This window comes from Streptomyces megasporus (assembly GCF_000718985.1).
Classification (GTDB): domain Bacteria; phylum Actinomycetota; class Actinomycetes; order Streptomycetales; family Streptomycetaceae; genus Streptomyces; species Streptomyces megasporus.
This window is the reverse complement of sequence record NZ_JODL01000007.1, coordinates 71605-96320: the sequence shown is the minus strand read 5'-3', so window position 1 is coordinate 96320 and position 24716 is coordinate 71605. Positions and strand designations below refer to the sequence as shown.

The following is a 24716-nucleotide window of genomic DNA, read 5'->3' as shown; positions in this document are numbered from 1 at the left end:
ATGGTCGACCGCAGGTGGATCGGGTGCTGCCCGGTTCGGAGCCATGTGTTCAGTCGCTTCCCGCGAGATAGACGCGGCTGGTGTTGTCATCGAGCCGGTGTACTGCCACTCGCAGGAAGTTCAGTCCTCCATTGCAGGGCGCGCATACCTGCGCTTCCCGGACGTCAGGCAGAGCATCGGGTTCCTCAAGCCCCAGATGGGAGAACGGTGTCATGGGGGTGGGGACCTCCGGACGGGGTGCGGCACGGTACCGGAGTTCTTCCTCGGACTCGAGTTGCTCGACGAATGCGTTCACTTCCTTGGTGGGGAGGACGAAAGTCAGCAGCAGCCCATCGTCCTGAAAACCATGCTGGTACGCGGCCCTGCGATCGGTGGCCTCGGTGGGGATTTTCACATACAACTGTTTGGCGACTGATGCCGGAGTGGCGTTCTCGTCCCACCGGGGCACCTGTGTGAGCCTGTCCGCCGATGTGCTCTCGGCGGACGACGAGCACGCTGCCAGGAGACCGATGCACAGTGTCAGCGCGCCGGCAGCCAGGGTGGTGCTCATCGCTCGGGTTCGAGGCCTGCTCCGCATTATCGTGCGTCTCCGTTGCGTCCGATGTCTGTACGCGTTCCATCACGGCCGGGGTCGACCGGATCGGGTGGGCCGCTGCTCGAATTCATGTCGTGGTGCTGTACCGATCCGCTGCCGCGCATGTCGAATTCCTGAGCCAGCCCGGTGACGTGCAGACGAGCTAGGTCGGCGTCGGTCACTTCGGTCGGACCGATCGGGGTCTTCTTGCCCGGATCCCAGTTGTACCGGTCCCACACGTTCACCTGGTAGTCGAGGCTCACGCGCGGCTCGCCGTCTTCGCCGGGTGTGACCGTGACGACGCCCGTCGTGTTCGCCATACCGCTGCCGATGGCCAGATACCAATTTCGATCACCGTGAGTATAGCTCTGTGGAGAGGTCTCCACCGGAATGGCGACTGGTTTTCCTCCGGACTCCTCGAACGCTTTCAGCGCTTGCAGTCGCCACTTTTCCTGTTCGTCCGCCACCGCGTTTTTCATAGTCGTCCTCAGCACGGAGTCATCCGTCAGCATGCGATCCACGTCCAGGTCCAGCGGAGTTCCGAGCCCCCGCAGGTAGTGGTCCATATGGCGGGCGGCATCGACGTGTCCGATGAAATCTCCCGTGTTCGACATGGCCAGGGCCTGCACCTGAACCCAGTGGTCGCGTGCTCCGGGCGACTCTGTGTCGTACGTTCCCGCCCCGCGGTCTGCGGAGACGCGTTTCGACTGTGGGGTAAGGATCCCCGCCGCCAGCAGGTCGTCCTTGTGCTTCGTCCACAACTGGGCCCGTGCCTCGGGGCTGAGCGACTGCCACAGCCGTCGCAACTCGGCCCGTTGCTTGTCGTTCGCGTCGTCACCGAGCGAGGCGAGCTTCATGGCACGCGGCAGTTGGTCCTCGTCGAGCGAGGTGTACCTGGAGTGTCCGGCGTTGTACGGGTCGCCGCCGTGGCTTCTCTTCAGGGCCCGGGTGACGGCGGCGTCCACCTCGGCGGCGTGGGTGACCAGGCCCGTGAGCGTGTCGGCGTACCACCGCATCCGGTCCTTGATGCGCTGGGAGGGGCCCTTCGCGTCGCAGACGGCCTCCATCACTTTCACGGTGCCGTCGCCGCCGTCCATCACCAGCAGGGGCGGGTCCGGCTCGGGAGACCGGTTCGGCTCCCCTCGGCGGGCCTCGTCGGTCAGGTCCATGGCTCGTTTCTGGATGTGCGAGAGTTCGGTATGCGCGTCGGCCAGGACGCTGTGGATGCTCTGCGCCTCCAGGTGCAGGTCGTCGAACTCCTTGGTGGTCTTGCGGACGAACTCCCTGGTCACGGTGGCGTCGACGCCTTCCCACCGGGCTTTTTCGGACTTCTTCAACAGGCCGTCGCGGGCGTCGTCCTTGAGCTTGGCGAGTTCGCCGACCATGGTATTCCAGTCGGTGACCGCGGCGTTCAGCTTGCCGAGGTCCAGGGTGATGAGGTCGGAGTACGTGAAAGCTCCCACGGTCTGATCGCTCCTCCGGTCACTTCACGTATCGGGAGATCTCGGAGACCGACATGGCCGAGCCGTCCCGGTGCCTCATCGAAGCCTCGATCCGCTCCTCGTTCCGCGCGTGGGACTTCTTCGAGTAGTCAAGGTGGTTGGAGATGTGCGCACACATCTGCAGGACCGTCTTGACCTGCGAGTCCCAGATCGAGAGCGTGGTGGACAGTTCGCCACCCATGGTCATGTTGTGGCTTGACAGCTCCTTGGCGGCCTGCGCCGTCGACCCTGCTCCGCCCTTGTCGCCACCCGCGCCGGCGATGTCCGCGCCCTTCCGTAACCGGCCGTGCAGCCGGAACGCTTCACTGCCGACGGCGCCCAGGTCGTCCTGGGTGACCACCAGATCGTGATCGGAGCCGCCCGGCCCCGGGGCGGCCTGGTTGAGCCGCACCCCGACCTGTTGCCTCTCCCTGGCCGCGGAGACCAGTCCCGTCCACTCCTCGTCGAAGGTCATGCGCGCCCCCGTTCCGCGGTTCCTCGTGGACTACCCGCTCTGACAGCGGAATTGGTGCCACCATGTCAGGACGAGGAAGAGTGAGGGCGCGGTTGGGTTCGAAACCGGCCAAGGGCGTGTGCACGGCGGGTGGCGCGTTCCTCGGGACGCGCCGTGCCGACCCTCGTCCGCGACGAAGCGGGCCGCGCGGGAGGTGCGAACCGGGTTCGGGCGGGACCGGGTCCGCGAGTCGCGGCGGTGGCGGCGCTGGTCCTGGGCACGATCGCGCTGCTGATCGGGGTTTGACGGACCCGTCCGCCGGAGCCGACCGCTCTGGCGGACGGGCGCGCCGTTACTCGGTGCGGGCGCGGGTCAGGATCGCGTCGAGGTCCGCGCCGGGCGGGAGGGTGCCGAAGGCGTGGCCCCACTCGCCGCCGAGCCGGGAGGCGCAGAAGGCGTCGGCGACGGCCGGGTGGCTGTGGCGCACCAGCAGGCTGCCCTGGAGGACCAGCGCCAGCCGCTCGGCCAGGACCCGGGCGCGGAGCTGGGCGGTCACCGGGTCCTTCAACTCCGGCAGCATGGTCCGCACCCCGGCGACGGCCGCGTCCAGCCGGGCGTCGGCGCCGGAGGCGGCGTCCGCCTCGGCCAGGACGGCGTCCAGGGAGGCCGGCTCCTTGGTCAGGGCGCGTAGCACGTCGAGGGCGACGACGTTGCCCGAGCCCTCCCAGATCGACAGCAGCGGCGCCTCGCGGTACAGGCGCGGCATGCCCGACTCCTCGACGTAGCCGTTGCCGCCCAGGCACTCCAGCGCCTCGGCGGTGTGCGTGCTGCCGCGCTTGCACACCCAGTACTTGGCCACGGCCAAGGCCAGGCGGCGGAAGGCCGCCTCCGTCTCGTCGCCGGCCTGGGCGGCGTCCACGGCCGCTGCCAGCCGGAGCCCCAGGGTGGTGGCGGCCTCCGACTCGATCACCAGGTCGGCCAGGACGGAGCGCATCAGCGGCTGGTCGATCAGCGCGGCGCCGAAGGCCCGTCGGTGGGTGGCGTGGTGGAGAGCCTGCCGCAGCGCGGCGCGCATGCCCGCCGCGCTGCCCAGGACGCAGTCCAGGCGGGTCATGTTGACCATCTCCACGATGGTGCGCACCCCGCGGCCCGGCTCGCCGACCGGCCAGGCCAGGGCGCCGTCGTACTCCACCTCGGAGGAGGCGTTGGAGCGGTTGCCCAGCTTGTCCTTCAGCCGCTGGAGGTGCATGGCGTTGCGGGTGCCGTCGGGCAGGACGCGCGGCAGCAGGAAGCAGGACGGGCCCTCCTCCGTCCGCGCCAGCACCAGGAAGACGTCGCTCATCGGCGCGGAGGTGAACCACTTGTGGCCGGTGAGCCGGTAGCTGCCGTCGCCCGCCGGAACCGCGCGGGTGGTGTTGGCCCGCACGTCCGAGCCGCCCTGCTTCTCCGTCATCGACATGCCCGCGATCAGGCCCGTCTTCTCCAGCGGCGGACGCAGCCCGAAGTCGTAGGAGCGGGCGGTCAGCAGCGGCTCGTGGACGGCCGCCAGTTCGGGCTGGGCGCGCAGCGCGGGGACGGCGGCGTACGTCATGGAGATCGGGCAGCCGTGCCCGGCCTCGGCCTGGGACCACAGGTGGAACTTGGCGGCGCGCACCAGGTGGGCGCCGGGGCGGTCGTCGGCCCAGGGGGCGGCGTGCAGTCCGTGCTCCACGGCGGTCGTCATGAGGTGGTGCCAGGCGGGGTGGAACTCCACCTCGTCCACGCGGTGGCCGTAGCGGTCGTGGGTGCGCAGGCGGGGCGGGGTCTCCTCCGCCATCCGGGCCCACTCCTGGACCTCGGGGGAGCCGGCCAGCGCGCCCAGCTCCCGCACCTCCGGCTCGGCCCACTCGGCGCCGTGGCGGCGCAGCGCCTCCACCACGGCGGGGTCGTCGGCGGCGGTGAAGGACGTCAGCGGCGGGGGCTGGTTGATCACGTCGTGGGTGGCGCTCACGGCGACCTCCGGCGGCAGAAGCGATGGGGAGAAGCGATGGGAACTGCGGTGTCCGTGCTCCGAACTCCGACATTACAGTTCTCGGACGCGCGGCGGAAGGCTGTAACAGCGTCGCCGGCTAGGATGGTGTCGCTCATGAACGGCACAGACGGCACCGACCGCACAGACGACCCCGGCCCGCTCGCCCTGCGGCCCCTGACGGCCCGCTCGATCGTGCTGAGCACCCTGCTCGGCCACCACCCGCCCGCCCTGCCCGCCAAGGCCCTGATCAGGGTGGGCGAACTCTTCGGAGTCGCGGAGGGCACCGTGCGGGTGGCGCTGTCGCGGATGGTCGCGTCCGGCGACCTCGCCCAGCGCGCCGACGGCACCTACGCCCTCACCGAACGGCTGCTCGCCCGCCAGGCCCGCCAGGACGACAGCCGTACCCCCCGCAGCCGCGACTGGCACGGCGAGTGGGAGATCGCCGTCGTCACCGCCGAACGCCGCGCCGCCGCCGACCGGGGCGCGCTGCGCCAGGCCATGACCGCCCTGCGCCTGGCCGAACTGCGCGAGGGCACCTGGCTGCGCCCCGCCAACCTGGTGCGCCCCCGCCCGCCCGTCGTGACCGAACAGTGCACCCTGCTCACCGGGGCCCCCGAGGGGGACCCGGCCGCCCTCGCCGCCACCCTGTGGGACCTGGCCGGCTGGGCCGCTCGGGCCCGCGCCCTGGTGGCCGCCGCCGACGCCGCCGAGGAGGCCGGTGACCTGGCCCGACGCTTCACCGTCGCGGCAGCCGCCCTGCGCCACCTGCTCACCGACCCCCTGCTGCCGGCCGAACTGCTGCCCGACGACTGGCCGGGCGCGGCACTGCGCGGACGCTACGACGCCTTCGAGACCGACCTCCGCACCGTCCTGCGGCGCCACACCACGCCCTGACCGACCGGCCGGAGAAGCCGGAGAAGCCGGTGCGCCGGGACGTCGGACCACCGGGGACGCGACCGCGTGGCGGTCGGCGCGTGGCGGTCAGCGCGGGGCGAGGACCACCCACACCGGCCCCTCGGCGAAGTTCACCGCCCCGCCCTCCGGCGTGGTGAACTCCGTGTCGCCCTCCGGCGCCGGCCGCGACCAGCGCGCCTCGTACGCCCGCCCGCCGCGCAGCACCGTCGCCTCGCCGGAGCCGACGGTCTCGGAGTAGGGGGTGATGTTGCCGCCGCTGTCCCGGAAGCGGGAGTCGCGGATCGTCACGTGCTGGACGACGACCGTCGGGGCGCCCAGCCGGTCGCCGTCGGAGGTGGCCGCCGCCGTGCCGTCCATGGACACCAGCCAGCGGTCCTCCTTGTCGGACCAGGTGAAGGAGACGGTGGCGTTCGGGAAGCGGACGGTCTCCTCGCCGGTGGCCCGGCCGCCCTCCGGCGCGGCCCCGAAGCGGAAGCCGATGTCGTCGGCGCCGCTCACCCCGTCGGGCGCGGCGTCCAGCGCGGCCTTGGGATTCACGTAGAGGTTGTGCGGGGCGGGACGGTCCGCGCCGCGCGAGTACGCGTCGGGGGCCGCGCTCGGCGACAGCAGGTGGAGCGGGGAGTCCTCCAGCACGGGGATCAGTTTGGACTGCACCCCGGAGTAGGCCAGTGCCGGTTCGCCGAACTGCCGCAGCAGTTCGATGTCGGACTCCCGGGCACTGCGCACCGGCCCCACCGAGGGCGGCAGGTCGGAGGAGTACACGGCCAGCAGCCGGGTCAGCCCCGCCTCGACCTGCTCCACGTACACGATGTCGGCCCGCTCCAGCCCCGTGGGCGGTCGCGCGGCCGGCACGTTGTCGACCTTCACCACGAGCACCGGCGCCGTCGGGTCCTCGACCCGCTCGCCGGTGAACGGCGAGCGGCCCTCCCGCGTGCCGTCGCCGTCCCCGCCCAGGCAGCCCGTCACCACGGCGATCAGCGCCAACAGCACCACCGAGAGCCACACGGTCCGTTTCCCGGCCCTCTTCCCGGTCCGTTCGCCCACCATCGCTCGCCGCCCTTCCGGCCGGACCCGCCGCGCGGCCCGGCCCCTCTCTTCTCATCCCTTGACCACGACGGGCGGTTTCATGTGCGTTCGTTCCGACTTGGCGACGGCGTTCCGGGGCGGGGTGGGGCGTGTGTTCAGACGGCGCACACCCCGGCTCCCCGAAGCGGTCACGCGGACGCCGTCCGGCGCGGCGATGAAGGAGGGGAGCCGGGCGGCGCGAGCGGCGGCCCGGCGAACCGTCCGCCGTTCGGACCAGGAGGACCCGCCGTGTCCGTCCCCACCGCCCCCGTTCCCGTCCCCGCCGTACCCGCCGTCCCTCCGCCCGCGCCCGCCCCGGCCGCCGAGCGGGACACCGGCGGCTACACCGTCCACCTGGCACGCGACGAGGCCGAGGTGCGGGCCGCGCAGCGCCTGCGCCACGAGGTCTTCGCCGGCGAGCTGGGCGCCCGGCTCACCGGCCCCGAACCGGGCCTGGACGTCGACCCCTTCGACGCCTACTGCGACCACCTGCTGGTCCGCGAGCGGGCGACCGGCGCGGTGGTGGGCACCTACCGGCTGCTGCCGCCGGAACGGGCCCGCGTCGCCGGGCGGCTGTACTCCGAGGGCGAGTTCGAGATGGACGGGCTGCTGGACGGCGCCGGGCTCCGCGACGACCTGGTGGAGGCGGGCCGCTCCTGCGTCCACCCCGACCACCGCGACGGAGCCGTCATCGCCCTGATGTGGGCCGGCATCGCCCGCTACCTGGTGAGCACCGGACACAACTGGCTGGGCGGCTGCTGCTCCCTGCCGCTGGCCGACGGCGGGGCGCTGGCCGCCGGGGTGTGGGAGACCGTCGCCGAACGTCACCTCGCGCCCGCCGAGCACCGGGTGCGGCCCCGGCTGCCCTGGCGCCCCGAGGAGGCGCCGCGCGCCGCCCACCGCCCCGGGCTGCCGCCGCTGCTCCGCGGCTACCTGCGGCTGGGCGCCAAGGTCTGCGGCGAACCCGCCCACGACCCGGAGTTCGGCGTCGCCGACCTGTACGTGCTGCTCTCGCTGCGCGACACCAACCCCCGCTACCTCCGCCACTTCCTCTCCCTCCTCCCGGAGTGACGGACGCATGGGACACCCGGGGGGAGGAGCGGCGGGCGCCGGGCCGTGGTCCCCGATCTCGCCGTGCACCGTCGCCGGCTGCCTGCCCGACCGTCCGGCGGTGGTGGGGCCGCTGCGGCGCGCGGCACGTTGGGCGGCCCTGACCGCCGTGCTGGCGGCGGGGGTGGCGCCGGCGCCCGCCGTGCGCCGCTCGGCGCCGGCCCGGCGGGAGCGGTGGGTGCGGCGCTGGGCCGGCGCGATCACCGTCGCGCTCGGCGTGCGGGTCCACGTCACGGGCGCGCCCGAGGCGGGGACGGAGGGCGCGGCGCTGGTGGTCGCCAACCACGTCTCCTGGCTGGACGTGCCGCTGCTGGCCTCCGTCACGCCCGGCCGGATGCTGGCCAAACGGGAGATCGGCGACCAGCCGGTGCTGGGCCGGCTCGTCGCCCGCGGCGGCACCCTGTTCATCGACCGGGAGCGGCTGAGAGCCCTGCCGGGGACGGTCGGCGCGATCACCGAGGCCCTGCGCGCCGGGTCGACGGTGGTGGCCTTCCCCGAGGGCAGCACCTGGTGCGGCCGGCGACAGGGCGTGTTCCGGCGGGCGGTGTTCCAGGCCGCGATGGACGCCGGGGTGCCCGTCCGGCCGATGGCGATCCGCTACCGGACGCGCGACGGGCGGCCGGCGGCGACCGCGTCGAGCACCCCGGCCGGCACCCCGGCCGCCTTCGTCGGCGACGACACCCTGGTGGCCTCGCTGCGCCGGGTGGTCGCCGCCCGCGGTCTGGTCGCCGAGGTGACCGTCCTGCCGCCGCTGCCGCCCGGCGCCCACCCCGACCGACGCGCGCTGGCCCGCGCGGCTCAGGAGGCGGTGGCGGGGGCGGCGGCCCCGACGACCCCGACGACCCCGGTGGACCCGGCGGACCCGACGGAGCGGAAGAGGGCGCCGGCCGGCACCCCCCGATGCCCGCCGGCGCCCTCACCGGACCTCTCGCCCCGTCAGCCCTCGGCGGCCCGTCGGGTGAGGCGGACGGTGTCCCGGTACCACAGCCCGCTGTCCTTGACCGTGCGGCGCTGGGTGGCGTAGTCGACGTGAACCAGGCCGAAGCGCTTGGCGTACCCGTAGGCCCACTCGAAGTTGTCCATCAGCGACCAGGCGAAGTAGCCGCGCACGTCGGCCCCGGCGGCGCGGGCCGCCGCCACCGCGCGGATGTGGTCGGCCAGGTAGGCGGCCCGGTCCGCGTCGTGGACCGCGCCGTCGGCCGCCGGCACGTCGTCGAAGGCGGCGCCGTTCTCGGTGACCACCGTCGGCAGGCCGTAGTCCTTCTCCAGCCGCACCAGCAGCTCGGTCAGGCGCTCGGGGACGATCTCCCAGTCCATCGCCGTGCGCGGCCGGCCCTGCGGGACGATCCGCGCCACCGGCAGGCCGTCCTCGCCGGTGGTCGAGCCGTCCTCGGTGACCCCGGAGAAGACGTGACCGGTGTAGAAGTTGACCCCCAGCACGTCCAGCGGTGTGGAGATCGCCTCCAGATCGCCGTCCTCCACAGGGAGGGTCACCCCCCTGGCGGACAGGTCGTCCAGCACGTCCTGTGGATAACGTCCCCGCACCAGCGGGTCCAGGTAGATCCGGGCGCCCAGCCCGTCGGCGCGGCGGGCGGCCTCCCGGTCGGCCTCGCTGTCGCCGGCCGGGGTGGAGGTGCCCAGGTTGAGCGTGATGCCCAGCTCCTCGGGGGCGTTCGCCGCGGCCCGCAGCCGCCGCGCGGCCAGCCCGTGGCCCAGCAGCAGGTGGTGGACGGCCCGCATGGCGTCGCCGAAGTCGCGGCGGCCGGGCGCGTGCACCCCCTGCTCGTAGCCGAGCATCGCCGAGCACCACGGCTCGTTCAGCGTCGTCCAGTGCCCGATGCGGTCGCCGAGGGCGTCGTGGGCGATCTCGGCGTAGTCGGCGAAGCGGTACGCGGTGTCCCGCTCCGGCCAGCCGCCGGCGTCCTCCAGCTCCTGGGGCAGGTCCCAGTGGTAGAGGGTCACCCACGGGGTGATGCCGCGCTCCAGCAGCTCGTCGGTCAGCCGGTCGTAGAAGGCGATGCCGCGTGGGTTGGGCTTCCCGCGCCCGCCCGGCTGGATGCGCGGCCAGGCCAGCGAGAAGCGGTAGGTGTCGACGCCGAGGGAGGCGATGAGCTCCACGTCCTGCGGCATCCGGTGGTAGTGGTCGCAGGCCGTGTCGCCGTTCTCCCCGCCGACCACGGCGCCGGGGACGCGACAGAAGGTGTCCCAGATGGAGGCGGTGCGGCCGTCCTCGGCGACGGCGCCCTCGATCTGGTACGAGGAGGTGGCCACCCCCCAGCGGAAGTCCGCGGGCAGTCCGGTGATCGGCGCCACGGCGGGCGTGGGGATGGTGGTCATGCTTCTCCAGATCGACGGTCGTCGTTCAACCAACAGGCGACGCTGCGGTCGGTGTCCGTGCCCACGGGCGCCAGGCGGGGCACCCGCCGGTCGCAGGGGTCGAAGGCCTTGGGACAGCGGGGGTGGAAGGCGCAGCCGGGCGGCATGGCCTTCAGGTCGGGCGGGGAGCCGGGGATGCCGGTCAGCTCGCGGCGCGGGCCGCGCAGCGCGGGGAAGGAGTGCAGCAGGCCGTCGCTGTACGGGTGGCGGGGATCGCGGTAGATCTCGGCGGCCCCGGCCTGCTCCACGATCCGGCCGCCGTACATGATGGCGATCCGGTCGGAGAACTCGATCAGCAGCGAGATGTCGTGGGTGATGAAGACGACCGAGAAGCCCAGCTCCTCGCGGAGCCGCACCAACTGCCGCAGGATCTGACGCTGCATCACCACGTCCAGCGCGGTGGTCGGCTCGTCCATGATGACGACCTCCGGCTCCAGGGCCAGCGCCATCGCGATCATCACCCGCTGCCGCATCCCGCCCGAGAGCTGGTGCGGATAGGCGCTCAGCCGGTCGGGGGAGATCCCCACCAGCGACAGCAGCTCCCGCGCGCGCTCGACGCGCTCGGTCCGGGACATCCCCGGCCGGTGGGCCTTGAGCACGTCGGTGAGCTGGGTGCGGACGGTGTGGACGGGGTTGAGGGAGTTCATCGCCCCCTGGAAGACGATGGAGATCTCCTGCCAGCGGAAGGCGCGCAGCTCCTGCGGGGTCATGGCCAGGACGTCCACCGGCTCGCCGCCGCGCGGGTGGTAGCGGACGTCCCCGCCGGTGATCACCCCGGGCGGGGAGAGCAGCCGGGTGACGGCGTAGGCGAGGGTGGACTTGCCCGAACCGGACTCGCCCGCCAGGCCCAGCACCTCGCCGCGGCGCAGGGTCAGGTCCACGTCGTGGAGGGCGCGGACGGCGCCCTGACCGACGCCGTAGTCGACGCACAGGGAGGAGATCTCCAGCACCGGGGGCGCGGTCGCCACGTCGGTGGTCACCGGAGTGGTCTCGGGCGTGCTCATGCGGGGGTGCCCTCCGTCCTCTCGGAGCCCTCGGAATCCTCGGGGGCCTTGGATCCCTCGGAAGCCCCGGCGCCCTTCGGGACCGGGCGCGGCGCGCGGGCGACGGGGGTGAAGCCCACCCGCATCCGGATCGCGCCGCGGACGCGGGCGGCGGTGCGCAGCCGGGGGTTGACGAACTCGTCGATGCCGAAGTTGATCAGGGACAGCGCCGTGCCGAGCAGCGCGATGCACAGTCCGGCGGGCACGAACCACCACCACGCGCCCTGGCCGAGCGCCTGGTTGCTCTGCGCCCAGAACAGGATGGTCCCCCAGTTCCAGTGGGAGATGTCCGCGACGCCGATGAAGGCCAGGGTGATCTCGGACAGCACCGCGAAGATCACCGTTCCGACGAAGCCGGAGGCGATGACGGCGGTCAGGTTCGGCAGGATCTCGAAGACGATGATCCGCCAGGTGGACTCGCCCGTGGCACGGGCGGCCTGGACATAGTCCCGGCCGCGCAGCGACAGCGTCTGCGCGCGCAGCACCCGGGCTCCCCAGGCCCACGCGGTGAGGCTGATGACCACCGCGATCACCACGTCGCCGGAGTCCGGCAGGAAGCTGGCGATGATGATGATCAGCGGCAGGCCGGGGATGACCAGGAAGATGTTGGTGAACGCGGAGAGCAGCTCGTCGGCGATCCCGCCGAGGAAACCGGCGCTCACCCCGATCAGCACGGACAGCAGCGTGGCGAAGAAGCCCGCGATGAAGCCCACCACCAGCACCCCTCGGGTGCCGACCAGGACCTGGGAGAAGATGTCCTGCCCGGTCTGGGTGGTGCCGAACGGGTGCTCCAGGGAAGGCGGTTGGAGGACATCGTCGCTCATCGCGGACGGATCGTGAGGAGCCAGCCACTGCCCGGCGACGGCGAGCAGGACGAACAGGCCCAGGATCGCCAGCCCGGTCGCGGTCTTGCCGTTGCGCAGGAAGCGCAGCCGGTCGCGGCGGGCCGCGGGGGGCGCGGCGGTCTCCGCGGGGACGCCCCCGGCGGGGTCGGTCGCCTGGACGGTCATCGGGTCAGCCCTCCTTTCGGGTGCGCGGGTCGAGGAGCACGTAGAGCAGGTCGGCGAGGAGGTTCGCGGCCAGGACGGCGAGCGTGATGATCAGGAACACGCCCTGCATCAGCGGGTAGTCCTTGGCGTTGACGCCCTGGAAGAGGACGTAGCCGATGCCGGGGTAGGAGAAGACCATCTCCACCAGCAGCGTGCCGCCGACGATGAAACCGAGGGAGAGGGCGAAGCCGGAGACGTTCGGCAGGATCGCGTTGCGGGCGGCGTAGGAGAACATCACCCGACGCTCCGGCAGGCCCTTGGCCTGGGCGACCATCACGTAGTCCTCGGAGGAGACGGTCACCATCATGTTCCGCATCCCCAGGATCCAGCCGGCCATCGCGCTGAGCACGATGGTCACGCCGGGCAGCACCGCGTGGTACAGCGCGCTGGAGAGGAACGCCGCGTCGAGACCGGGGACCAGGCTGGTGTCGTAGCCGCCGGCCGCCGGGAAGATCGGCCACTGCACGGCGAACAGGGAGATGGCGATCAGGCCCAGCCAGAAGTAGGGGATGGCCGAGATGAAGGTGGTCACCGGCAGCAGCCCGTCCAGCCAGGAACCGCGCCGCCAGCCGGCGAAGATGCCGATGCCGGTGCCGATCAGGAAGCTGATCAGGGTCGTGGTGCCGACCAGGGCCAGCGTCCACGGCAGGCTCTGGGCCATGACCTCCGAGACGGGGGTGGGGAAGAAGGTGAACGACAGCCCCAGGTCGCCGCGGGCCAGGTTCGCCCAGTAGTCCAGGTACTGCTGCCACAGCGACCGGTCCTGGTCGAGCCCGAAGAGGGTCTCCAGGGAGGCGATGGACTTGCTGGAGAGCTGGCCCTGGTAACGGGCGATCAGCGACTGCACCGGGTCGCCCGGCATCAGACGGGGGATCAGGAAATTGATGGTGATGGCCGCCCACGCGGTCAGCAGGTAGAAGGCCAGGCGCTGGAGGACGAACTTCACGACGCGGCCTCCGATCCGGTCCCCGGTGCCTCGGCCGTCCCGCCCGTTCTCCCGGCGGGGACGGCGGACGGGGTGTCGTACAGCCAGCAGGCCGCCCACTGGCCGTCGTCGAGGTCGAAGCGCGGCGGCGTCTGGGTGCGGCAGCGCTCCATCGCCATCGGGCAGCGCGGGTGGAAGCGGCAGCCGGGAGGCGGCGAGATCAGGCTGGGCGGCTCGCCGCCGGCCGGGTCGGCGTCCTCGGTCGGCTCGTCGGCCCGGCCCTCGCCGCCGTCCTCGCCGTCCTCGCCGTCCGTGACGCGGTCCGGGTCGGGGGCGGAGGCCAGCAGCAGCCGGGTGTAGGGGTGGGCGGGACGCTGGGTGACGGTCTCGCTGTCGCCGCCCTCGACCATCCGGCCCGCGTACATCACCAGGGTGGTGTCCGCGAAGTAGCGGGCGGAGGCGATGTCGTGGGTGATGTAGAGGATCGCCAGGTCCAGCCGCTCCTTGAGGTCGCGCAGCAGGTTGAGGACCCCCAGACGGATGGAGACGTCCAGCATCGAGACGGGTTCGTCGGCCAGCAGCACCCGGGGGTCGGCGGCCAGGGCGCGGGCGATGGCCACCCGCTGGCGCTGGCCGCCGGACAGCTCGTGCGGGAAGGAGTCCAGGTAGCGCCCGGCGGGGGTGAGCTGGACACGGCCCAGCAGCTCGGTGAGCGCCTCCTCCAGCTCCTGCCGGCTGTTCCCGGCCCGGTTGTGGATGCGCAGCGCCCGGGTCAGGTGGTAGCGGACGGTGTGCACGGGGTTGAGGGAGGCGAAGGGGTCCTGGAAGACCATCTGGACGTGCCGGCAGTACGCGCGGAACGCCCGCCCCCGGCCCGCCCGCGCGGGCTCGCCGTCCAGCAGGATCTCCCCGGAGGTCAGCGGGTAGAGCTGGGCGAGCAGCCGGGCGACGGTGGACTTCCCGGAACCGGACTCGCCCACCAGCGCGGTGACGGAGCCGCGGCGCAGCCGCAGCGAGACGTCGTCCACGGCGTGGACCGCCGGGCGGGGGCCGCCGAGCAGCGAGCGTGGACCGCGCCGTACGGGGAAGTGCTTGCTCACCCCTCGGGCTTCCAGCACCACGCGCTCGTCGGCGGGTCGTGCGGTGTGTTCTTCGGACATTGCTGGTTCTTCCTGCCGGTGGCTGTCGTTCCTGCGTCCTGGGTGGTCGCTCGGTGGCCCTCGGGCGTGGTCGTCGTCGCCGAGGGCCGCCGGCGGCGGGGTGTGGTCCGCCCCGCCGCCGGTGCGGGGATGGGATCGGATCGCGCGGCGGGGCGGACGGCTCTGTCGCTTCCGGTCGTCAGGAAGCGGGCCGCAGGTGCAGGACGACGTCCAGCGAGTTGGGCTGGGTGGGCTGCGGCGGGGCGTACGGGTCGGACTCCGACGGCCAGCCGACCCAGTTGCGGGTGGTGTACTCGGCGCCGATCGGGGCGGCGGCGGTGGCCACGAGCGGGACTTCCTCGACCATGATCCGCTGGAGTTCGTTCAGCGCCTCGGTGCGGGTCTTCTCGTCGCTGGCGTTCGCGTACTCCTTGAGAGCCTTGGTGGCGTCCTCGTTGCGGAAGCGGCCGAAGTTGCCGCCGGGGGAGGCCTTGCCCAGCGGCTGGTACAGCTCGCCGTCCATGATCTGCTGGTACATGTCGTACGGGGTGGCGCCGCTGTTGGTCCAGCGCAGGGTGGCGTCGAAGTCGCCCTCGTTGAGCGCGGTGGCCCAGGCGTCCGCCGTCTGGGTCTTCACCTTGGCCTCGATGCCGATCCGCTTGACGTTGTCCTTGATGATCGACAGGCCGGTGAGGTAGTCGGACCAGCCCGCGGGGTCGGTGAGCGTCATCGTCACCGGCTTGCCCGAGGGGTCCTTCAGGACGCCGCCGGAGAGGGTGTAGCCGGCCTCCTTCAGCTCCTTCTTGGCCGCCTCGACGTCCACGGTCTGCTTGACGCCCTTGTACTCGGGCGCGAGGAAGGGCTCACCGGCCGGCAGCGGCATGCCCGTGACGCTCTCGATCTTCGGGTAGAGCGTGGCCTGCGCCCGCACGTGGATGGCCTCGCGGTCGATCACGTGGTTGATCGCGCGGCGCAGCGCCGGGTCGTCGAAGGGCTTCTTGGCGGTGTTGAACCACAGTCCGTGGACGCCCAGCCCGGAGGGGAACCAGAGCTTGTTGTGCTTGGGGTCCTTGTCGACGTAGATCTTCTTGTAGTCCGGGGTGAAGACGAAGGACCACTCGCAGGTGCCGTTGGCCAGGGCCGTGGTCTGCGCGTTGTTGTCGTTGTAGGAGGTGTAGCGCAGCTCCTTGACCTTCGGTTCCTCCTGCCAGTAGGTGTCGCGGGCGGTGAGGGTGACGGTCTGCGGCGTGAAGCTCTTGAGCGTGTAGGGACCGGTGCCGACGGGCTCCTTGTTGGGCCAGGTCTCCGGGTTCTTCACCTTCGACCAGATGTGCTCGGGCACCACGAGGGTGGTCAGGATCTTGCTCTGGTTGACGAACTGCGGTTCGGGGAAGGTCAGTTCGACGGTGTCGCCCTTGCGGCTGATGCCGTCGTAGGGGACGGCGTGGAGGTTCAGCGTCTGGTTCTTCTTGAGCAGTTCGAAGGTGAACGCCACGTCCTCGGCGGTGAACTTCTCGCCATCGGACCAGGTGGGCCCGGACCGGACGGTGAGCGTGAGCTTCTTGTAGTTGTCCGACCACTTCCACTCGCTGGCCAGCCAGGGCGTGCCCTTCTCGGCCGGGCGGACGCCGTTCACCATGACCAGCGGCTCGTACATCATGTAGCGGTAGCCCAGGGAGGCGCCCGCGGAGGTCTCCAGGAACGGGTTGCTGTTGTTGGTCTGCGGGCCGTTGGGCATGCCGACGGTCAGCACGCCCTTCTCCCCCTTGGCCTGCGTGCCGGCCTGGCCTGCGCCGGCGCCGCAGCCGGCGAGCAGGACGGTGGTGCTCAGAGCCGCCGCGGCGGCGGCTCTGGCCCGGTTTCCGGTCCGGTTGGGGACTCTCATGGCGTCTCCTCCATGGGCTTTTCCGGTTGTCGCGGTGTGTGTCCGCTTTGGCGCCCTCGGTCCTGAGAGCGCTCTCACGAAGGGGTGGAGCGGTGGATCTCGTTCTTCGAGGACGGGGGTGGGGCTGTTACGGATGGGGGGCCGAGGCCCGGACCACCAGTTCGGTGGGCAGGACGACGGGGTCGTGGGTCGGCGGGTCTCCGCCGATGTGGGCGAGCAGCAGGTTCGCCGCCGCTTCGCCGATCGCCCGCAGGGGTTGGCGGACGGTGGTCAGGGGAGGGGTGGTGTGGGTGGCGAGCGGGATGTCGTCGAACCCGATCACGGCGACGTCCTCGGGCACCCGCCGGCCGGCGGCGCGCAGGGCCCGCAGGGCGCCCGCCGCGCTGAGGTCGTTGTGCGCGAAGACGGCGTCGACGTCGAGGCCGTCGGCGAGGAACTTCTCCACCGCCTCCTCGCCGGACCGTTCGGTGAAGTCGCCCTCCACCGTGCGGCGCGGGTCGTGCTCGACGCCGTGCCCGTCCAGGGCGCGGACGAAGCCCGCCAGCCGCTCGCTCACGCAGCCGAAGTGCGGTGGGCCGGTGATCACCACGGGCGCGCGGCGTCCCAGCGCCAACAGGTGACGCGCCGCCAGCTCGCCGCCGAGGTCGTTGGTGGTGGACACGGACGGGAACGAGAGGTGGCGGGCGCGGTCGTCGACCAGCACCACGGGCAGGCCCGCCCGGCGCATCGGGACGACGGCGTCGATCTCGTCCTCCGGCTCCACCACCAGCAGTCCGTCGAACGCCCGCGCCGAGACCTGCTCGGCGAACTGGACCATCGACTCCCTGCCGCGGTGGCAGGTGAACAGCAGCAGTCCGTACCCGGCCGTCTCCACGGCGTCCACCGCGCCCTGGAGGACCTCGGACATCCAGGGCCAGGTGAGGGAGGGCGCGAGCATGCCGACCGTGCGGGTGCTGCCCCGGGCCAGACCGACCGCGCGTGAACTGGGCACGTAGCCCAGGCGCGCGATGATCCCGCGCACCCGGTCGGCGGTGCCCGGGTCCACCTCGCCCTTGGCGTTGAGCACCCGGGAGACGGTCGACTTGCTGACCCCGGCCGCACGGGCGACATCGGCGATGGTGACGCGCATGGGCACTCCTCACTCGGGTTCGACGCGGACAGGCGGACGGGTGGGCGGGCAGATGGGCAGGCGGGGGTGGGGACACGGGTGGTGCGGGGAAGAAGCGGAACCGGTTCCGGGACCGGTACCGGACATGGGCAGGGAGTCAAACGGCCTTGAGCGGCTACGTCAAGACTTCACGCCAGAATTGAAGCAGATGTTCTGAGAGCGCTCTCAAGAGCGCTCTCGTGTTCAAGACTTGAAGCGGATTGGTCTCGTCCAAGCCCTTGACGGGCCGCTCACCGTGGGAGTTGACTCACGGCTTGAACTGAGCCTGGGGAGCGGGCGGTTGACGCACGAGCGCTGACCGTCCGTCCTCACCGGCGCACGCCCCCACCGTGGACGAGGCGGGCCCGCGCCCCCGCACGGCACCCGGCCCGTCCCGCCTCCCCGCGGACCCGGCCACGCCGTGACCGGGCGGCCGTGGACGCCTCGCCACCGGTGGACGGCGCACCCCCACCCGGAACTCCCGGCCGACAGACGGAAGTGAGCTCCATGAGACCCACCCCCCACACCGACGGACCCCCGCCCCGCAGACGGCGCTCGTGGGCGTCGGCGGCGGCCCTGCTGGGCCTGACCCTGACCCTGGCGGTCACCGGCACGGCCGCGGCCGGACCCGTGACCGACCGCGCCACCCCGGCGAAGGCCACCGAGACCAGGACCGCCGAGGCCGGGACCACCGAGACCCGGCCCATGGCGGTGCTGTTCGAGGACACCTTCGACGGTCCCGCCGGATCGGCCGTCGACGGCCGCAAGTGGCAGATGGAGATCGGCGACAACAGCGGCAACAACCACGAGCGGCAGTACTACACCCCGGGCAACGCCAACGCCGCGCTCGACGGCAACGGCAACCTGGTGATCACCGCCCGCAAGGAGAACCCGGGCAACTACCAGTGCTGGTACGGGCGGTGCGAGTACACCTCCGCCCGGATGAACACCGCCGGGAAGTTCACCACGACCTACGGGCGCATCGAGGCCCGCATCAAGATCCCGCGCGGCCAGGGCATGTGGCCCGCGTTCTGGATGCTCGGCGCGGACATCCACAACCCCGGTGTCGGATGGCCCAACAGCGGCGAGATCGACATCATGGAGAACGTCGGCTACGCGCCCGGCACGGTGCACGGCACCATCCACGGCCCCGGCTACTCCGGCGGCGAGGGCATCGGCGCCGCGTACACCCTGCCGAACGGCCGGGCGTTCGCCGACGACTTCCACACCTTCGCCGTCGACTGGGCGCCGAACTCCATCACCTGGTCGGTGGACGGCCAGGTCTACCAGCGCCGCACCCCGGCCGACCTGGGCGGCAAGCGCTGGGTGTTCGACAAGCCGTTCTTCCTGATCCTCAACCTCGCCGTGGGCGGCGACTGGCCGGGCCTGCCCGACAACAGCACCGTCTTCCCGCAGCGGATGGTCGTCGACCACGTCCGCGTCACCGGCGGCGACAGCGGCGGCGGGAGCGGACGCACCGGCACGATCACCGGCCTGGCGGGCAAGTGCCTGGACGTGGCCTGGGCGAACAACGCCAACGGCACCCCGGTGCAGATCCACGACTGCAACGGCAACGCCGCGCAGCAGTGGACGGTCGGCGGGGACGGCACCATCCGGGCGCTGGGCAAGTGCCTGGACGTCTCCGGGGCCGGAAAGGCGGACGGCACACCCGTCCAGCTCTGGGACTGCAACGGCACGCCCGCCCAACAGTGGGTCGTCACCCCGGCGCGGGACATCGTCAACCCCAATGCCGACAAGTGCCTGGACGTGAAGGACAACAACTCCGCCAACGGCACCAAGACCCAGATCTGGACCTGCTCCGGAACGGCCAACCAGAAGTGGAACACACCGTGACCCGGTCCTGACGGTCCCGATCCCGGTCCCGGTTCCTTCGGAACCGAACGGAACACGCTCCGGCCGCGGCCGGCGGGGGCGGCGCACCGGCGCCGACCACCCGCCGGCCGCGGCCGTTCACGTGTCTCACACGTGTCTCACGTGCCGCCCGGGCTCGCCGCGTCCACCGGGACCAGCTCCCGGTACTCGGGGTGCAACTCGATCCACCGCTCCACGAAGGCACAGGCCGGACGGACCCGCAGGCCGCGTCGCCGCGTGTCCTCCAGGGCGACGTGGACGAGCAGGTCGCCGATGCCCCGGCCCAGGAAGGGCCGGGACACCACGACCCTCGGACAGGTCACCAGACCGTCGGCGCGGCGGTAGTCCGCGAAACCGACGAGTGTCACGCCGATCCGCGCCTCGAACCGGCCGCGGGTCGGCGCGTCGACGATCGTGACCGGGCTGTTGAGGGCTGCCGTGGGCATGCCGCGTTCCTCCCGGAATGACCGAAACACGGGGTGTTCCGGTCGGCCGAGTGCCACGCGACGGTGCTTCTACCCCTTCGCCCACGGGGCCGAGGGCGTGAATCCGGGCCCGGAGGGGCCGGACGGATCAGCCCTCCGTGTCCTCCAGCCGGAAACCGACCTTCAGGCCGACCTGATAGTGCTCGATCCGGCCGTCCGTGATGTTGCCGCGGACCTGTGTCACCTCGAACCAGTCCAGGTGCCGCAGGGTCTGCGAGGCGCGCTCGATCCCGTTGCGGATCGCCTGGTCGACACCCTCGTGCGAACTGCCGACGATCTCGGTCACCCGGTAGACGTGGTTGGTCACGGTGGCCTCCTGTGAGGGATGGGTCACGAAGGGTTCTCTCCCGTCCACCGTGCCCCAGGCCGGTCGGGCGCGCGAGTGCTAGGCTCCGACCGGGCCGTGACTGGCGCGTAGAGATGGGATCGACCATCGGGGAGCGGCCCTCGCCACGTGCGACACCACGTGCGACAAAGAGCCGCGCGCCTGGGCCGCCACACCGTCGTCGAGGACGTCAAGGAGCGGCCCCATGGCCACCGAAGCCACCCCGAACGCCACCGCCTCCACCGCCTTCAACAGCGCCTTGGAGGTGATCCGGGGCGTCGAACCGCGCATCGCCGACGCCATCGGCGCCGAGATCACCGACCAGCGCGCCTCCCTCAAGCTGATCGCCAGCGAGAACTACGCCTCCCCGGCCGTGCTGCTGGCCATGGGCAACTGGCTCAGCGACAAGTACGCCGAGGGCACCGTCGGCCGCCGCTTCTACGCCGGGTGCCGCAACGTCGACACCGTCGAGGGGCTCGCCGCCGAGCACGCCCGCGAGCTGTTCGGCGCCTCCCACGCCTACGTCCAGCCGCACTCCGGCATCGACGCCAACCTGGTCGCCTTCTGGGCCGTCCTCGCCCAGCGGGTGGAGAGCCCGGCCCTGGAGCGCGCCGGGGCCAGGCACGTCAACGACCTGACCGAGGAGGACTGGGCGGCGCTCCGGCGCGAATTGGGCGAGCAGCGGATGCTGGGCATGTCCCTGGACGCGGGCGGCCACCTCACCCACGGTTTCCGTCCCAACATCTCCGGCAAGATGTTCGCCCAGCGCAGCTACGGCACCGACCCGGCCACCGGCCTGCTCGACTACGACGCGGTGCGCGCCGCCGCCCGCGAGTTCCGCCCGCTCATCCTGATGGCCGGTTACTCCGCCTACCCCCGGAAGGTGAACTTCCGGATCATGCGGGAGATCGCCGACGAGGTCGGCGCCACCCTGATGGTCGACATGGCCCACTTCGCCGGCCTGGTCGCGGGCAAGGTCTTCACCGGTGACTTCGACCCCGTGCCGCACGCCAACATCGTCACCACCACCACCCACAAGTCCCTGCGCGGCCCGCGCGGCGGCATGGTGCTGTGCGACGAGACGCTGGCCGAACACGTCGACCGCGGCTGCCCCATGGTCCTCGGCGGCCCGCTGCCCAACGTCATGGCCGCCAAGGCCGTGGCACTGGCCGAGGCCCGCCGGCCCGCCTTCCGCGACTACGCCCGCCGGGTGGTGGAGAACGCCGCCGCGCTCGCCGAGGGCCTGATGCGCCGCGGCGCGACCCTCGTCACCGGCGGCACCGACAACCACCTGGCGCTCATCGACGTCACCGGCTACGGACTCACCGGCCGGCAGGCCGAGGACGCCCTGCTGGCCTCGGGCATCGTCACCAACCGCAACGCCGTGCCGCGCGACCCCAACGGCGCCTGGTACACCTCCGGCATCCGCATCGGCACCCCCGCGCTGACCACGCGCGGCCTGGGCACGGCGGAGATGGACGAGGTCGCCGACCTCATCCACACCGTCCTCACCGCCGCCGAGCCGGGCACCACCGCGGCCGGAACCCCCTCCAAGGCGCGGTACGCCTTGGAGGAGAAGGTCGCCGAGTCCGTCGCCGGACGCGCCGCCGACCTGCTGGCCGGACACCCCCTCTACCCGGGGATCGACCTGGCCTGAGGGAGCGCCACGGAGCGCCGCCCGGTCCCCGGACGGAAGGCGGCGGCCCGGTCGGGTCCGTCGGCTTCAACGCCCGGGTCGCTCCGGAACCACCGATGCGGGGACGGGCACGGCCGCCGCGGGCCGGCGGCCGTGCCCGGAAGGGAGGAGGAGGCACCCCGGCGCCACGGACGGGGTGCCGCCCCTCCGCACGGAAACCACGCAGAACAGGAACTCCCGTGAAGCCGAAAGAGAAGCCCGGCCGCATCGTGTCGGAGGCCACCGGCAACCGGACGTCGCGCGTCTACCTCGCCGTGGTCGCCGTCCTGGCGCTCTGGGCGTCGGCCGACGCGCTGGGCGTGGTGGACGACCCCGACTCGACGGCCCGGTTCCTGGCCGTCGTCCTGTGCATGCCCTGGACACTCGTGGTGTACCTGGTGGTGTGGGTCGTCCGGGTCGACCTCTGGCTCGGGTACAACGTCTACTTCGAGTCGCCCACCTGGCTCTTCGAGCCGCTGTGGACGGTGTTCTGGCTGCTGGCCGCCCTGGCGAACGCGAGGATCATCGCGGCCCTGTCCCGGTCCGCCTCGCGGTCCGGGCGCTCTTCCTGGGCCGTTCCCCTCGGCGTACCGGTGTTCTTCACCCTGATCATCGTGATCTGGCGCGTCTGAGCGACAGGAACCGCCGCGTCCTTCCGGCGGTACTGGTGACGGGCGCCCAGGCCTGTTCCGAATCGTCTCCGGGCCGGTGGCCGGTGGCCGGCGCGATCGGCCCGCGGGCGGGCCCGGCCGGTAGCCTGCCGTCATGACCGACGACCTGCCCGAGATGAGGGCCTCCGACGCGGACCGGGAGCGTGTGGCCGAGGTGCTGCGGGACGCGGTGGCCGAGGGGCGACTCGACATGGAGGAGTTCCAGGAGCGGCTGGACTCCGCCTACCGAGCGCGCACCCAGGGGGAACTGGTGCCGCTGGTGAGAGACCTGCCCCGGACCGCCGAGCAGCGGGAGCCCGAGAGGCCGGGCCGCCGCCGGTGGGCCGGCCGCTTCGGCGGCACGCCCACCTCCCGAGGCGGAGTCGCGATCATGGGGGCCTTCATCCGCAAGGGACCGTGGACGGCGCCCCGCCGCTTCACCGGGTTCGCCTTCTGGGGCGGCGGGGAGATCGACCTGCGCGAGGCTCGCTTCGAGGACCGCGAGGTGGAGATCCGCTGCTTCCCGATCATGGGCGGCATCCACGTCACCGTTCCGCCGGAGGCCGAGGTCGAGGTGCGGGGCATCGGCATCATGGGCGGCTTCGACCACAGCGCCGCCGGCTCGGGCGAGCCGGGAGCGCCGCGCGTGGTGATCACCGGCCTCGCCTTCTGGGGCGGGGTCGGGGTCGAACGCAAGCCAGACGAGCGGGAGTTGGAGCGGCGCAGGCGGGAGGGGAAGGAACTGCGGCGCGGGGGGACGGACGGCGAGGACGACTGAGCCGCCCCGCCTGCCCGCCCGCCCCGCCCGTCCCGCTCACCGCCAGACGGGTTCGTCCCCGCCCGGCCGCCCCGGCGGGCGGGACCAGCCCTCGGGCCCGCCCTCGTAGGACACCGGGGGGACGGCGTGGCGCAGCCGCCCCAGCGGGCCGTCCGTCTCGGTGAGCCAGTCGGCGGGGTCGTACGGCTCCCACGGCCCGCCCCTCCCCTCCGGCCCCTCGGAACCCTCGGGCGCCGCCGACTCGTGCACCAGCCAGTGCGCGGTGCGGGCCAGCGTCAGACGGACGCGCCGGGTTCCGCCGTCCCGGTGCCGCTCGACGAGCGACCGCAGCACCGCGGCGGCCAGCAGGTGGCCCGTGCCGTGGTCGAGCGCCTGGGCGGGCAGCGCGCCCGGCCGGCCGTCCTCGCCCGCCTCGATCACCGCGATGCCGCTCGCGGCCTGCACCAGGCTGTCGAAGCCCCGCCGATCGCCCCACGGTCCGTTCCCCGCCCCGCCCCAGGCGTTCAACTCCGCCACCACCAGCCCCGGTCGCCGCACGGCCAACTCCCGGGCCGACAACCCGAAGCGGTCCAGGGCGCCGGGGCGGTAGCCGGTGATCACCACATGGGCGGCCGAGAGCAACTCCTCGAAGGTCCGACGGCCGGAGCGGGAGGCGAGGTCCAGCAGCGCCGACCGCTTGCCGAAGCCGGTGTCGGCGTGGGCGTCCACACTCTCGGGCAGGTTCGGCGAGTCGATCCGCAGCACGTCGGCGCCCAGCAGCGCGAGGGTGCGGCCGGCCACGGGGCCGGCGATGACCCGGGTGAGGTCCAGCACCCTCGGGCCGGTCGGGGGCAGCGGCAGCGGCGGGGTCTCGTCCAGCCGCTCGCGTCCCACCAGGGGGAGCCGCGCCACGGCCGCGCCCTGCGGGTGCGCCGCCCACCGCCGGGGGGTGCGGACGGCGACGGCGAGACCGCCCGCGGCGTACACCGCCTCCTCCACGTCCTCGGCACGGCGACCGGCGAGTTCGGCGGCGACCGCCTCGACCAGGGCTTCCTCGCCCCCGTTGCCGTCCCCGCCGTCGGACAGGCCGAGGACGGACAGCAGCCGGGCGCGGTGGTGCGGATAGTTGGCGTGGGTGCGCAGCCATCCGCCGTCGGTGCGCCAGAAACGGGACAGCGGCGCGAACGTGCCGGCCGGACGGCCGTCGATCCGCAGGTGCCGCTCACTGGTGAACGCGGTGGCCACCGCTCCGTCGTCGACCCGTACGGCCGGGACGCCGCCACCCGAGCGCAGGGCCGCCGCCTCGGCCGCCGCCAGGGCGCACACCGCGACGGTGGACCGGGCGAGTTCCCGCACCGGCAGCCGCGCGGGCAGCACGGTCGCCGGGTCGCGGGGGTGAAGGCGGACGCGTTCGAGGAGTGCGGGCTCGCCGCCCAGCGCGGCCCACATCCGGGCCCAGGACCGTTGCTCCATGCACGCATTGTGCCGCCCGAAGTTTCGAACCGCGCTGTCAGTGGAGGCAACTAGCTTGATCGACAACGCATCTGAGTAGACGTACGGATGTTTGAAAGCCGTTGTGGACGGCACCATGAGGACATGGAGAGGATCATGCAGAACGCACACCGCACCACGGCCCCGACCCCCGGCCTGACCTCGGACTTCGGGCGCGGTCCCGCGCTGGCGTTCGGGTTCGCGGGCACACTCGCCCTGGGCTGGCTGATCGCCATGATCTGGGTCATAGCGTCCTGGGTGACGGGCGCCTGACGGCCCGCCCGGCC

The 24716-nt window shown here is 72.5% G+C and carries 23 protein-coding genes and 1 riboswitch; of the genes, 8 read left to right on the top strand and 15 right to left on the bottom strand.

All coding sequences use genetic code 11. From position 1 onward, the window contains the following. Positions 1–49: 49 nt before the first annotated feature. The 4 genes from IF47_RS30615 to IF47_RS0109080 form a co-directional block, all read right to left on the bottom strand. Positions 50–550, bottom strand: coding sequence for a hypothetical protein (locus IF47_RS30615; protein ID WP_157839933.1), 501 nt, complete (start codon positions 548–550; stop codon positions 50–52). 26 nt (positions 551–576) lie between these two features. After that, the gene (locus IF47_RS0109090; RefSeq protein WP_031507922.1) at positions 577–2037 is read right to left on the bottom strand and encodes a hypothetical protein; all 1461 of its coding nucleotides are present in this window, start codon (positions 2035–2037) and stop codon (positions 577–579) included. A gap of 19 nt (positions 2038–2056) precedes the next feature. Further along, entirely contained in the window at positions 2057–2530 is a 474-nt protein-coding gene (locus IF47_RS0109085) for a hypothetical protein (RefSeq protein WP_031507921.1), read from the bottom strand. A 331-nt stretch (positions 2531–2861) separates the two neighbouring features. Beyond that, positions 2862–4499 (bottom strand): acyl-CoA dehydrogenase family protein, encoded by a 1638-nt coding sequence (locus IF47_RS0109080; RefSeq protein ID WP_031507920.1) that lies wholly within the window; start codon positions 4497–4499, stop codon positions 2862–2864. 135 nt (positions 4500–4634) lie between these two features. Here IF47_RS0109080 and IF47_RS0109075 point away from each other — a divergent pair, with 135 nt between their 5' ends. Beyond that, complete coding sequence (locus tag IF47_RS0109075; RefSeq protein WP_031507918.1) at positions 4635–5414, top strand: PaaX family transcriptional regulator C-terminal domain-containing protein; 780 nt, start codon at positions 4635–4637, stop codon at positions 5412–5414. Between the two features lie 87 nt (positions 5415–5501). Here the strand turns inward: IF47_RS0109075 and IF47_RS0109070 are convergent, their stop codons facing one another. Further along, positions 5502–6482, bottom strand: coding sequence for a DUF3048 domain-containing protein (locus IF47_RS0109070; protein WP_031507916.1), 981 nt, complete (start codon positions 6480–6482; stop codon positions 5502–5504). 267 nt (positions 6483–6749) lie between these two features. Here IF47_RS0109070 and IF47_RS0109065 point away from each other — a divergent pair, with 267 nt between their 5' ends. Both IF47_RS0109065 and IF47_RS27625 read left to right on the top strand, forming a co-directional pair. Further along, entirely contained in the window at positions 6750–7571 is an 822-nt protein-coding gene (locus IF47_RS0109065; RefSeq protein WP_031507915.1) for a GNAT family N-acetyltransferase, read from the top strand. Positions 7572–7578: 7 nt separating this feature from the next. Next, positions 7579–8634, top strand: coding sequence for a lysophospholipid acyltransferase family protein (locus IF47_RS27625; RefSeq protein WP_078591668.1), 1056 nt, complete (start codon positions 7579–7581; stop codon positions 8632–8634). Here IF47_RS27625 and IF47_RS0109055 read toward each other — a convergent pair. The 7 genes from IF47_RS0109055 to IF47_RS0109025 all read right to left on the bottom strand — a co-directional run bounded on the left by IF47_RS0109055 (position 8547) and on the right by IF47_RS0109025 (position 17156). Continuing rightward, positions 8547–9947: a GH1 family beta-glucosidase gene (locus tag IF47_RS0109055; RefSeq protein ID WP_031507913.1), complete on the bottom strand. Its 1401-nt coding sequence runs from the start codon at positions 9945–9947 to the stop codon at positions 8547–8549. The genes IF47_RS27625 and IF47_RS0109055 overlap by 88 nt on opposite strands. Beyond that, positions 9944–10990, bottom strand: coding sequence for an ABC transporter ATP-binding protein (locus IF47_RS0109050; protein WP_051717289.1), 1047 nt, complete (start codon positions 10988–10990; stop codon positions 9944–9946). Before IF47_RS0109050 ends, IF47_RS0109055 begins: the two co-directional genes overlap by 4 nt. Continuing rightward, positions 10987–12039: an ABC transporter permease gene (locus IF47_RS0109045; protein ID WP_031507910.1), complete on the bottom strand. Its 1053-nt coding sequence runs from the start codon at positions 12037–12039 to the stop codon at positions 10987–10989. The genes IF47_RS0109050 and IF47_RS0109045 overlap by 4 nt, the downstream gene beginning before the upstream one ends. Positions 12040–12043: 4 nt before the next feature. Next, positions 12044–13024 carry an ABC transporter permease gene (locus IF47_RS0109040; protein WP_031507908.1) on the bottom strand — a complete coding sequence of 327 codons (981 nt, stop codon included), beginning with the start codon at positions 13022–13024 and terminating at the stop codon, positions 12044–12046. Continuing rightward, on the bottom strand, positions 13021–14163 hold the full coding sequence (locus IF47_RS0109035) for an ABC transporter ATP-binding protein (protein WP_037732271.1): 1143 nt from the start codon (positions 14161–14163) through the stop codon (positions 13021–13023). The genes IF47_RS0109040 and IF47_RS0109035 overlap by 4 nt, the downstream gene beginning before the upstream one ends. A 178-nt stretch (positions 14164–14341) precedes the next feature. Further along, positions 14342–16027, bottom strand: coding sequence for an ABC transporter substrate-binding protein (locus IF47_RS0109030; protein WP_031507906.1), 1686 nt, complete (start codon positions 16025–16027; stop codon positions 14342–14344). Between the two features lie 127 nt (positions 16028–16154). Further along, the gene (locus tag IF47_RS0109025) at positions 16155–17156 is read right to left on the bottom strand and encodes a LacI family DNA-binding transcriptional regulator (RefSeq protein WP_031507904.1); all 1002 of its coding nucleotides are present in this window, start codon (positions 17154–17156) and stop codon (positions 16155–16157) included. Between the two features lie 525 nt (positions 17157–17681). On the opposite strand from IF47_RS0109025, the gene IF47_RS0109020 reads away from it, so the two are divergent. Beyond that, on the top strand, positions 17682–19028 hold the full coding sequence (locus IF47_RS0109020) for a glycoside hydrolase family 16 protein (RefSeq protein WP_031507903.1): 1347 nt from the start codon (positions 17682–17684) through the stop codon (positions 19026–19028). Between the two features lie 137 nt (positions 19029–19165). Here the strand turns inward: IF47_RS0109020 and IF47_RS0109015 are convergent, their stop codons facing one another. Then, positions 19166–19492 carry a GNAT family N-acetyltransferase gene (locus IF47_RS0109015; RefSeq protein ID WP_031507902.1) on the bottom strand — a complete coding sequence of 109 codons (327 nt, stop codon included), beginning with the start codon at positions 19490–19492 and terminating at the stop codon, positions 19166–19168. A 127-nt stretch (positions 19493–19619) separates the two neighbouring features. After that, on the bottom strand, positions 19620–19838 hold the full coding sequence (locus IF47_RS0109010) for a dodecin (RefSeq protein ID WP_031507900.1): 219 nt from the start codon (positions 19836–19838) through the stop codon (positions 19620–19622). A gap of 86 nt (positions 19839–19924) precedes the next feature. Further along, positions 19925–20031: riboswitch (ZMP/ZTP riboswitch) on the top strand. A 30-nt stretch (positions 20032–20061) separates the two neighbouring features. On the opposite strand from IF47_RS0109010, the gene IF47_RS0109005 reads away from it, so the two are divergent. The 3 genes from IF47_RS0109005 to IF47_RS0108995 all read left to right on the top strand — a co-directional run bounded on the left by IF47_RS0109005 (position 20062) and on the right by IF47_RS0108995 (position 22959). Next, the gene (locus IF47_RS0109005) at positions 20062–21513 is read left to right on the top strand and encodes a glycine hydroxymethyltransferase (protein WP_031507899.1); all 1452 of its coding nucleotides are present in this window, start codon (positions 20062–20064) and stop codon (positions 21511–21513) included. A gap of 218 nt (positions 21514–21731) precedes the next feature. Continuing rightward, positions 21732–22163 carry an SCO4225 family membrane protein gene (locus IF47_RS0109000; protein ID WP_031507898.1) on the top strand — a complete coding sequence of 144 codons (432 nt, stop codon included), beginning with the start codon at positions 21732–21734 and terminating at the stop codon, positions 22161–22163. A 133-nt stretch (positions 22164–22296) separates the two neighbouring features. After that, on the top strand, positions 22297–22959 hold the full coding sequence (locus tag IF47_RS0108995; protein WP_031507896.1) for a DUF1707 SHOCT-like domain-containing protein: 663 nt from the start codon (positions 22297–22299) through the stop codon (positions 22957–22959). A gap of 36 nt (positions 22960–22995) precedes the next feature. On the opposite strand, the gene IF47_RS0108990 is transcribed toward IF47_RS0108995, so the two are convergent. Further along, positions 22996–24411: a CoA transferase gene (locus IF47_RS0108990; protein WP_031507894.1), complete on the bottom strand. Its 1416-nt coding sequence runs from the start codon at positions 24409–24411 to the stop codon at positions 22996–22998. A gap of 135 nt (positions 24412–24546) precedes the next feature. On the opposite strand from IF47_RS0108990, the gene mmpA reads away from it, so the two are divergent. Next, entirely contained in the window at positions 24547–24702 is a 156-nt protein-coding gene (mmpA, locus tag IF47_RS30610) for a morphogenic membrane protein MmpA (RefSeq protein ID WP_157839932.1), read from the top strand. Positions 24703–24716 lie beyond the last annotated feature (14 nt).